Source organism: Pseudomonas sp. GW821-FHT07F05, from assembly GCF_059418765.1.
This window is the reverse complement of record NZ_JBWKQL010000019.1, coordinates 76324-84321: the sequence shown is the minus strand read 5'-3', so window position 1 is coordinate 84321 and position 7998 is coordinate 76324. Positions and strand designations below refer to the sequence as shown.

Annotated in this window: 9 protein-coding genes; 7 read left to right on the top strand and 2 right to left on the bottom strand. The window is 57.8% G+C overall.

Features of this window, described 5'->3' with window-relative positions:
* Positions 1 to 846: 846 nt before the first annotated feature.
* Complete coding sequence (locus AC07RO_RS25610; protein WP_495087429.1) at positions 847 to 1998, bottom strand: site-specific integrase; 1152 nt, start codon at positions 1996 to 1998, stop codon at positions 847 to 849.
* Positions 1973 to 2248: a helix-turn-helix domain-containing protein gene (locus AC07RO_RS25605; RefSeq protein WP_495087428.1), complete on the bottom strand. Its 276-nt coding sequence runs from the start codon at positions 2246 to 2248 to the stop codon at positions 1973 to 1975. Before AC07RO_RS25605 ends, AC07RO_RS25610 begins: the two co-directional genes overlap by 26 nt.
* A gap of 196 nt (positions 2249 to 2444) precedes the next feature.
* On the opposite strand from AC07RO_RS25605, the gene AC07RO_RS25600 reads away from it, so the two are divergent.
* The 7 genes from AC07RO_RS25600 (at position 2445) to AC07RO_RS25570 (ending at position 7959) form a co-directional block, all read left to right on the top strand.
* The gene (locus AC07RO_RS25600) at positions 2445 to 4106 is read left to right on the top strand and encodes a putative bifunctional diguanylate cyclase/phosphodiesterase (RefSeq protein WP_495087427.1); all 1662 of its coding nucleotides are present in this window, start codon (positions 2445 to 2447) and stop codon (positions 4104 to 4106) included.
* A complete protein-coding gene (locus AC07RO_RS25595; protein ID WP_495087426.1) occupies positions 4106 to 4561 on the top strand; it encodes a lytic transglycosylase domain-containing protein in 456 nt (151 codons plus the stop codon). Before AC07RO_RS25600 ends, AC07RO_RS25595 begins: the two co-directional genes overlap by 1 nt.
* Before the next feature lie 232 nt (positions 4562 to 4793).
* On the top strand, positions 4794 to 5285 hold the full coding sequence (locus AC07RO_RS25590; protein ID WP_495087425.1) for a lytic transglycosylase domain-containing protein: 492 nt from the start codon (positions 4794 to 4796) through the stop codon (positions 5283 to 5285).
* Between the two features lie 37 nt (positions 5286 to 5322).
* Positions 5323 to 5784, top strand: coding sequence for a DotD/TraH family lipoprotein (locus AC07RO_RS25585; protein WP_495087424.1), 462 nt, complete (start codon positions 5323 to 5325; stop codon positions 5782 to 5784).
* On the top strand, positions 5781 to 6584 hold the full coding sequence (locus AC07RO_RS25580) for a type IV secretion system DotC family protein (protein ID WP_495087423.1): 804 nt from the start codon (positions 5781 to 5783) through the stop codon (positions 6582 to 6584). The genes AC07RO_RS25585 and AC07RO_RS25580 overlap by 4 nt, the downstream gene beginning before the upstream one ends.
* Positions 6581 to 7747 (top strand): plasmid transfer ATPase TraJ, encoded by a 1167-nt coding sequence (gene traJ, locus AC07RO_RS25575; protein ID WP_495087422.1) that lies wholly within the window; start codon positions 6581 to 6583, stop codon positions 7745 to 7747. The genes AC07RO_RS25580 and traJ overlap by 4 nt, the downstream gene beginning before the upstream one ends.
* Positions 7744 to 7959 carry a hypothetical protein gene (locus AC07RO_RS25570; RefSeq protein WP_495087421.1) on the top strand — a complete coding sequence of 72 codons (216 nt, stop codon included), beginning with the start codon at positions 7744 to 7746 and terminating at the stop codon, positions 7957 to 7959. The genes traJ and AC07RO_RS25570 overlap by 4 nt, the downstream gene beginning before the upstream one ends.
* Positions 7960 to 7998 lie beyond the last annotated feature (39 nt).

Here is a 7998-nt window from a genome sequence, read left to right as displayed (position 1 = left end):
TTGCCAATCCGGCATGTGGCAGAAGCTGTTCAAACCTACGCTTGCGACTGTGCAGACGTCCTTTATAGACGGGATGCCAAGTGCTTCTCCTGCCTACCCGAACTGTGGTCAAGAGCAAGGCAGATCGGCAACCAATGTGCCAGCTGGCTGGATCATGGCGTGCGGTGCAAGAGCATGCTCCCAACTAGGTTGGAATAGTGGCTACGTCAATGCTTGGACAGCCGCTGTATCCCAGCTCACATGTTTCTAATCCTCAGTTAATTGATGCAAGAAGCCACGCACCAGTGATCGGTTGCGCTGTCATGGACGGTCCTCGATGACAGCACCCAACCTGTTGAAGGTGAACCATCAATCACGCAGTGAGTGGCTGATTCACCTGTAGTTTGCACCCCTGTCAGATAACAGAACTGGTGAACGCCCATGGGTACTCGCTGTTCTTGCGCAGGAGAGTTGATCGGGGTGTAAGCCGTGTATGACTGGGGGGTAGAGAAGGGACCTTTCCACACCCCGGATTGGCAACGTTGTCAGAAGCACTCAAGCTCTGCGCCAGAGGTCATGCTTGAGCCAGAACGTTCAGCGACATAACCACTTGTATACCCGAGGGACTTGCACGCTCTAGATCCGCATGACAGCCAGTAATTGACCGTTCCCTGTCCTCCAGCCTGTGCCTCACAGTTAGGCGAATTACCCCCCGGTTGGTTGGAAATAAACCCGACAGTGGTGCCTATGTATGTAGATTGGAACAGCTTTCTCCACACGCCGGATTGGCAATAGCCAGTCAAACAAGGGGCCTGCTGGACTGGCATCAGACCACTCGATCTTCAACACCTTCTCGGTAATAAGGTGTTAAAGCATCAAGGCAGGAGTCGCTTCCTGGGTACCTAAGGGGTCGAGCAGGATCACGTCGAGATCATCGACATTCTCAAGATATTGATCAGGAGCAGGGATAGGGAGCTTGTTTCGGATGGACAACATGAGCCGTCTCAGCAGCGCGTCTTGTGCATGCTGCTGGGCCGTTTCAAAGCAAGCACCACGGCCCACTACATTGTCGAAATCCAGCACACGCACCTCAACGCTGGTTGCTCCAGTGACAACAGTGGCTGGATACGGCACCAGGTGATTAGCGATAAGTTGATGACCGCGACTCCGGTTGCCTTCTAGTTTTTTAACCAGACGAGCCGCCCGCAGGTGGGTGTATCGCTTGAGCATTGAAAGTGATTTATGGCCGCTGATTGCGGCGACTTCCATGATGTCCAGTGTGCCCAGCTCGAAGAGTTTGGAGCATGCTTCGTGACGAAGATCGTGAAAGTGCAGATCCTCTATATCCAGTTTGATCAGCATGTACCTCCACGACGATTTCAGACCATTCGAGGTGTAGCTAAATACCTGCCCTTTCTTTTTAGCACCAAGGCGCACCAATGCCTCTCGCGCTTTTTGACTCAACGGCACATCTCTTTTTGTACCGTTTTTTGTTTCCGGTAGATGTGCAACACCGCTTTTGAAATTGATGTGCTCCCACGTCAACTTCAGTATTTCGCCCTGACGCATGGCCGTTTCAAGCGCAAGCACAACGATCGAGTAAAGCTCGGGATTCGGGTAGCTGTGGCAGTGCCGTAGGATTTTCCGCTCCTCGCGTGGAAGCAACCTTCGATCCCGTCCAGGAGGCGCGGCAGGCTTCCTCACGTTCTGGACCGGATTGGACTCTGTTGCTCCCCATTCAATCCGAGCGACATCGAACAGACTGCTCAAGAGAGACATCTCCAATCGAACTGTCGCGGGAGAAATCGACTTTCCAGTGCGAGCGTTCACCTGTGAAAGCCGTTCGTCGCGATAGGTTGCGATATCTGGACTTGAAATCGTTCTGAGCTGTTTTTGCGCGAGCTGGCAGCGGCATAGTTGATCGATTCGATAGCTTTCCTGGAGATAGCCTTTTTTCAAAATCGAAACTTGTGTGCGATACCGCAACAGGGCTTCAGCGAGTGTGAGGTCGACAATCATTTTCCCTTTCCAGCTTTGCCTCCACCAAGGTGGTGAGCTGCGTCAAGGATATGTCCAGCACCTTGGAGAGGCGCATCAATGTGTCGAGTGTGGGAGAGCGCTTACCACGTTCGAGGAGGCTGATAAAAGACCGATCCATTTCAGCTTCAAATCCTAGCTTCTCTTGGGACAAGCCCAGTCCTTTGCGCCTTTCGGCAAGTACACAACCAAACGCAGCATTGTGGTCAAGAATTTTAGAAGTCGCTTTCAAAGCATCGGCCCATCAATCAAGGCCGGGATTGTCGGTCTGCGGACTATTGTCGTCAGCGGACTATTGTCCGCAGCCTGGATTGCAGAGCTTCTTGAGTCAGTGTTGGAAGCATCAAAACTTTCCCGTGTGATTTACCGAAAGCATTACTTGCTTTCGCTGAGCCCTTTTACCCCCGTTCCCTCTTCGAGGTTTTCCCATGCACAGCGAGATTTTATCGACGCTGCCTTCAGCGATCCTGTTTGTCAGCGCCGAGCAACACCGCATCACTTATGCCAACCGAGCAGCGACCCAGCTGTTCTCCAATTTTGATCTGGACCAGGCAGACTTTGCCCAGCTGCTGATTGATGAGCCACAGCGCGAAGCCTTTGCTGCCTTCATGCAAAGTGCCGACGAGACCGGAGAGTTTGTCTTCGACGCCACGCAAGTGGCTTGGGCGCTGGAGCCGGTCCGGGCACGGGTCAAGCGCTCCACGTTCCGTGCGGGCACGACCTTCGAGATTCAGCCGGTTGAGGATCAATTGCCTGGCGTAGCCCAGTCCCTGGCCTTGTTTGATCCGTTGACGAAACTGCCGAACCGCCAGTTGCTGCGCGACCGGATGGAACAAGCCATTCACCTGTCATCGCGGATGCAGCACAGCTACCTGGGCGTGTTGTTCGTGGACCTGGACCGGTTCAAGAACATCAATGACACCTACGGCCATGCCGCAGGCGACACGGTGCTGGTTGAAGTGGCCCGGCGCCTGAGCAGCAGTGTGCGCGACAGCGACACGGTGGCCCGGCTGGGCGGTGACGAGTTCGTCATGCTGCTGTGCAACCTGCCCAGCCCTGACGACATCACCGTGGTGGCCGAGCGGATCCTGACGGCCTGTTCGCTGCCGATTCAGGTGGGCACCACGTTCTACCAGATAAGCGTCAGCATTGGCGTTGCTGCCTGGCCCGGTGACGGGGCCACGGTGGATGCCCTGCTGCACAACGCGGATCTGGCGATGTACAGCAGCAAGGGGGAGGGCCGCAACACGCTGCGCTTCTATAACGAGCAGATGAACGAGCGGGCCCAGAACAGGGCTCGCGTGGAAGCAGAGCTGAAAGTCGCGCTGCGTGACGAGCATTTCGTTCTGCACTACCAGCCGCAGTTCTGCTCGCGCACCAACCGCATCGTTGGGGCCGAAGCGCTGATACGTTGGTATCACCCCAAGCAGGGCCTTATACCGCCGTCGCAGTTCATCCAGGTGGCCGAAGAAACCAACCTGATCACGCCGATCGGCGACTGGGTGCTGCGTGAAGCGGTCGAGCAGGGCCAGCGCTGGAAAGCCATGGGCCTCAACCTGCGGGTGGCGGTCAACCTGTCCGGACGCCAGTTCGTGGAGACGCTGCCCGAGCGTGTCAGCCAAGTGCTGGCCGAGTCGGACTTCCCAGCCGACCTGCTAGAGCTGGAGCTGACCGAAAGTTTTCTGGTGTCGGACACCGACAAGGCAGCGCGGATCCTGCACTCATTACGTGCGTTGGGTGTGCGTGTCGCCCTGGATGACTTCGGCACCGGCTGGTCGTCATTGACCTACCTGAAGAGCTTCCCGGTGGACACGCTGAAGATCGATCGCTCGTTTATTGGCTCCGCTACCAGCGGCGTGGACGAACGCATTGTGCGGACCATCATGAGCATCGCCCGTGAGTTCAACCTCACCACCCTCGCCGAAGGTGTGGAGACGGATGAGCAGCTGGCCAGCCTGCACCGGCTGGGGTGCGATGCCTGGCAGGGCTTTCTGCTGTCACAGGCCGTCAGCGCCGATGATTTCGCAGACTTCTGCCGCAAACAGGATCCTTCGCAGGGCCGTTTCGCTTTGGCTCAAGGGTCGCAGTGATGGACCTGCTCACGCTGGTTCTGATGTGCGCACCCTTCGTTTCAAGCAACACCATGATGGCGGTCATGACGCAGGAGTCCGCAGGCAACCCCTGGGCACTGGGCGTCAACGGCAATCATCGGTTCAAGAAGCCTGACAGCTACCAGGCAGCGGTCACCGAAGCGCGGCGCTTGCTTGCGGCCGGGGCCAACATCGACATGGGGCTGATGCAGATCAACAGCCGAACCATGGCGAACCTGGGGCTGACGGTTGAGCAGGTCTTTGATCCTTGCTCGAACGTCTATGCCGGCGGCGTTGTGCTGACGCGCAACTACGTCAAGGCGTCCGAGCAGTTCGGCGATCCGCAGAGCGCGCTGCAGGCTGCGATATCGGCCTACAACACCGGCAACTTTCACTCAGGTTTCAAGAACGGGTATGTGCGCTTGGTACTGAACCAGGCGCAGCGCTCTCCCTAATCACTGAACCTGAACAACGTCACTTTGAGGGAACACGTCATGATATTTACATCAGCAACGTTGTTGGGAGCATTGGTCCTGGCGGGTTGCGCAGTGATAGGCACCGCTCTGGATAAAATCGCAGACGAAATGAAGCGTACCAACGACCTGAAAGAGGCCGAATTGCGCAGCAGGAATGTCGCGATTACAGAGCCTGGTTCAACCGCTAATTAATCGAACTCGGAGGTGCTGCATGCTCCGATTGTGGCTCTGTTTACTTCTGGCCCTGCCGGCTCCCTGCTTCGCATACTGCTTTGATGCGGCCGGCCAGCGCCAAGAGGTAGATCCATTGCTGCTTGAGGCCATCGCCATTCAGGAGAGCGGCCTCAGGCAGAACGCTGTAAATCGAAATTACGACGACAGCGGCAAGCTGATCAGCACGGACTATGGCGTCATGCAGATCAATACGGCCAATGCCAACCGTCTGGTCAAGATGGGGTTGATTCACCGGCCCGAAGATTTGCTCAAGGATGCCTGTTTCAACGTGCAGGCCGGCGCTTGGGTATTGGCTCGTCATCTGCGCGTTTGTGGCAATACCTGGCGCTGCCTTGGCTCCTACAACGCAGGTTTTCATCCCTCTGCCAAGCAGGAAGCAAAAAGGCTTCTGTACGCCCAGCTGGTTCGAAACATTTACGACCGCCTCAAGGCGCGTCGCGTACCCCCTGCCCACCTCGCTATTCGCTAATGACTGCATCCCGCGCAGGGGTGTAGGGAGACTTTCCATGAACCATCTTCTATTCACTGCTCCTGCGGTGGCCTTGCTGCTGGCCGGCTGTCAGGCATTTCAACAAAAGCCCGCGGCGGCTGCCGCACCTGATCCCGCCCTTGTGCGCCTGGTCGCCCAGCAGCAGGTGCTGTGGCAGGAAGGTGCGATCAACACCGTATCCCCACTGCCGGCGGATGCCATCCTGGCCAATACCGACCTGGTATCGGTGAACTGGTCCGGCGACGCCGTAGAGCTGCTGTCGCACGTGGCCAAGCAGCGCGGAGCCCGCTTCAACTGGACAGGCGTGCGCCTGCCCCTGCCGGTCAACGTGCATGTGCGCGGGGTGACCTACCAGAACCTGCTGCAGATGATTGAAATGCAGACGGCCTGGCGGGCGACGCTGCATCAGCTGCCCAGCCAGCTGACCCTGGCATTCATGCAGGCGCAGCCGCCGGAGCAAACCAGGGGGCATCCATGAAAAAAACGCTGCTAGCCCTTGCCCTGGTGCAGGGCCTGGCCGGATGCGCACAGACCCAGACAGCAACCCCGTCTGATGCACCGCCGGCCATGGACCGTTATCTCAATGCGACAAAGCCTGATGCCTCACAGGTCTCTGACACTCGCCGCCAGTTGCTGGAAGAGGCCGGTCGCACCATCGGCTTTCGGGGTGGCAAGGCTCAGCGCTCCTGGGAGCTTCGCCAAACCCTGGATGGACGCTTTGGCCGACTGGAAGTCATCTACGACTTCAAGACACTGATCAGCAAGCAGGGATGGTTGCCGCCGGTCATTGATGAGGCAGTGGATGTAGCCCACATCACCCCGGGGCAGATCCGCACCTCCAACCATGTGTACGAAATCATTGCGCCGGAGCGCTTCGTTAGTAATCCACCTTCCTGGCGCACCTGGTTGCTGGCCGGCCTGTCGTCCACCGCGACCGATGGCCCTGAATCATCCGTAATGCCGGAAAACAGCGTGCAGAAGGCGCTCTGGCAGACGGCAATTAAGAAGGGCTGGGAAGAAGGGCGCATCAGTGCTGATCACACCCTGGAAGCCAATTTCAACCGACTGACCCGCGATTACCGGGGCATGTTGCTGTACTCCCAGCTGCTACGTCAGGGCTTCATCACCCAGCCAGTGGTGACCGATCAACAGCAGACGGTTACGGGCGATCGGCAGAAGCTGATGACGGGCGATCGGGTGCGCACGATCAAGGAAAACGCAGGCTTTATCCCGGACAAGACCAAATGGCAGCCAGTCATCAGGAGAGACAAACCATGACATCCGAACTCGAGCCCTTCGACTTCAGGCACGGCGTTAACGATCTGGCGATGCGTGAGTTCTTCGTGTGGTGCGCTCGACAAAACGTCAGCGACATCCACATCCAGGGTGGTAACCACCTGGTGGTCGATCAGCACGGCCGTAAGCGCCGGGGCAGTACCTTCGTCCTAGCTGATGACACCTTGGGCAAGATCATGGACGACATATTCAGTCCCGAGGTCCGGTCGATGGTCAAGGGTGGACGTCCGGTGGACAGACCCCTGCAGCTGGACGGTGACATGCACAACCGCTACGGGCTGGAGCGAGGCGAGCGGCTGCGCTTTCGCTGCAACTTCGTGCAAGCGACAGCAGGGCGCCTGGACACGACCATTGCCCTGACCATGCGAATCATCCCCGCGGACATTCCTGACATCACCAAAATGGGCATCGAGGCGGATCTGTTCGAGGCGCTTCTACCCCCCAATGGCATCGGTATTTTGGGAGGGATCACGGGATCCGGTAAAAGCACACTGGCTGCCGCTGCGTATCGCTACTGCCAAAAGACCGAACCGGATCGCAAGATCACCACGATCGAAGACCCGATCGAGTTTGTGCTGGGTCGCCCTGAAGACATCCTGCAACCCACGCAGCTGCAAATCGGACGTGATGCGTCGACCTATGCGGAGGCGATTCGCGCCGATCTGCGACGCGCACCCTCGATCATCGGCATCGGCGAAATGCGCGACCTCGAAACCTTTCAGGCAGGCGTGCTGGCTGGCCAGCTCGGTCACTTCAATCTGACCACCATGCACATTCACTCACCTGGTGAGGCTATCCCGCGCTGCCTGACCATGGTGCCGGCGGAAATGCGCGAAGCCACGGCCCGGGACCTGCTGGGCGTGCTGCAGTACATCGTGGTGCAGAAGCTGTTACGTACCACCGATGGCAAGCGCACGGCCGTGCGCGAGTACATCGTTTTCGATGACCCGCTGCGCGCCAAGCTGATGGACCTGCCGTACACCCAATGGGGGCAACACATCGACAACATCATCCGCGTGGAAGAGCGGCGCATTGCCGATCAGGCCTGGCGGCTGTACCAGCGAGACATCATCGAGCAGTCAGAGCTGCGCATGGCCATGACTTCTCACCAACAACGTGCTTTTGAACAAGGAAAAGCCGCATGAATCGAGTCACTTGCAGTGAATTGGACCGAAAGATCGCCACGACCGAAGACCCATTTGAGCTTGTGCTGAGTCGCTCTGAAGACATCCTGCAACCCACCCAACTGCACACCCGGCGTGATGGTGAAAACCACGCAGAGACGATTCGCACTAGCCTGCGACGCGCACCGTCGGTTATCGGCATTGGCGCAAAGCGCGGAATGGTGACCTTATGACCCGACTGACTCGCCGTTTCAACCTCTCGGCAACAACTG

What these genes read in the sequence shown, in the direction of transcription:
- AC07RO_RS25610 (WP_495087429.1), bottom strand. Translation starts at nt 1,998, where the DNA reads ATGATTGTCGACCTCACACTCGCTGAAGCCCTGTTGCGGTATCGCACA.
- AC07RO_RS25600 (WP_495087427.1), top strand. Translation starts at nt 2,445, where the DNA reads ATGCACAGCGAGATTTTATCGACGCTGCCTTCAGCGATCCTGTTTGTC.
- AC07RO_RS25595 (WP_495087426.1), top strand. Translation starts at nt 4,106, where the DNA reads ATGGACCTGCTCACGCTGGTTCTGATGTGCGCACCCTTCGTTTCAAGC.
- AC07RO_RS25590 (WP_495087425.1), top strand. Translation starts at nt 4,794, where the DNA reads ATGCTCCGATTGTGGCTCTGTTTACTTCTGGCCCTGCCGGCTCCCTGC.
- AC07RO_RS25585 (WP_495087424.1), top strand. Translation starts at nt 5,323, where the DNA reads ATGAACCATCTTCTATTCACTGCTCCTGCGGTGGCCTTGCTGCTGGCC.
- AC07RO_RS25580 (WP_495087423.1), top strand. Translation starts at nt 5,781, where the DNA reads ATGAAAAAAACGCTGCTAGCCCTTGCCCTGGTGCAGGGCCTGGCCGGA.
- traJ (WP_495087422.1), top strand. Translation starts at nt 6,581, where the DNA reads ATGACATCCGAACTCGAGCCCTTCGACTTCAGGCACGGCGTTAACGAT.
- AC07RO_RS25570 (WP_495087421.1), top strand. Translation starts at nt 7,744, where the DNA reads ATGAATCGAGTCACTTGCAGTGAATTGGACCGAAAGATCGCCACGACC.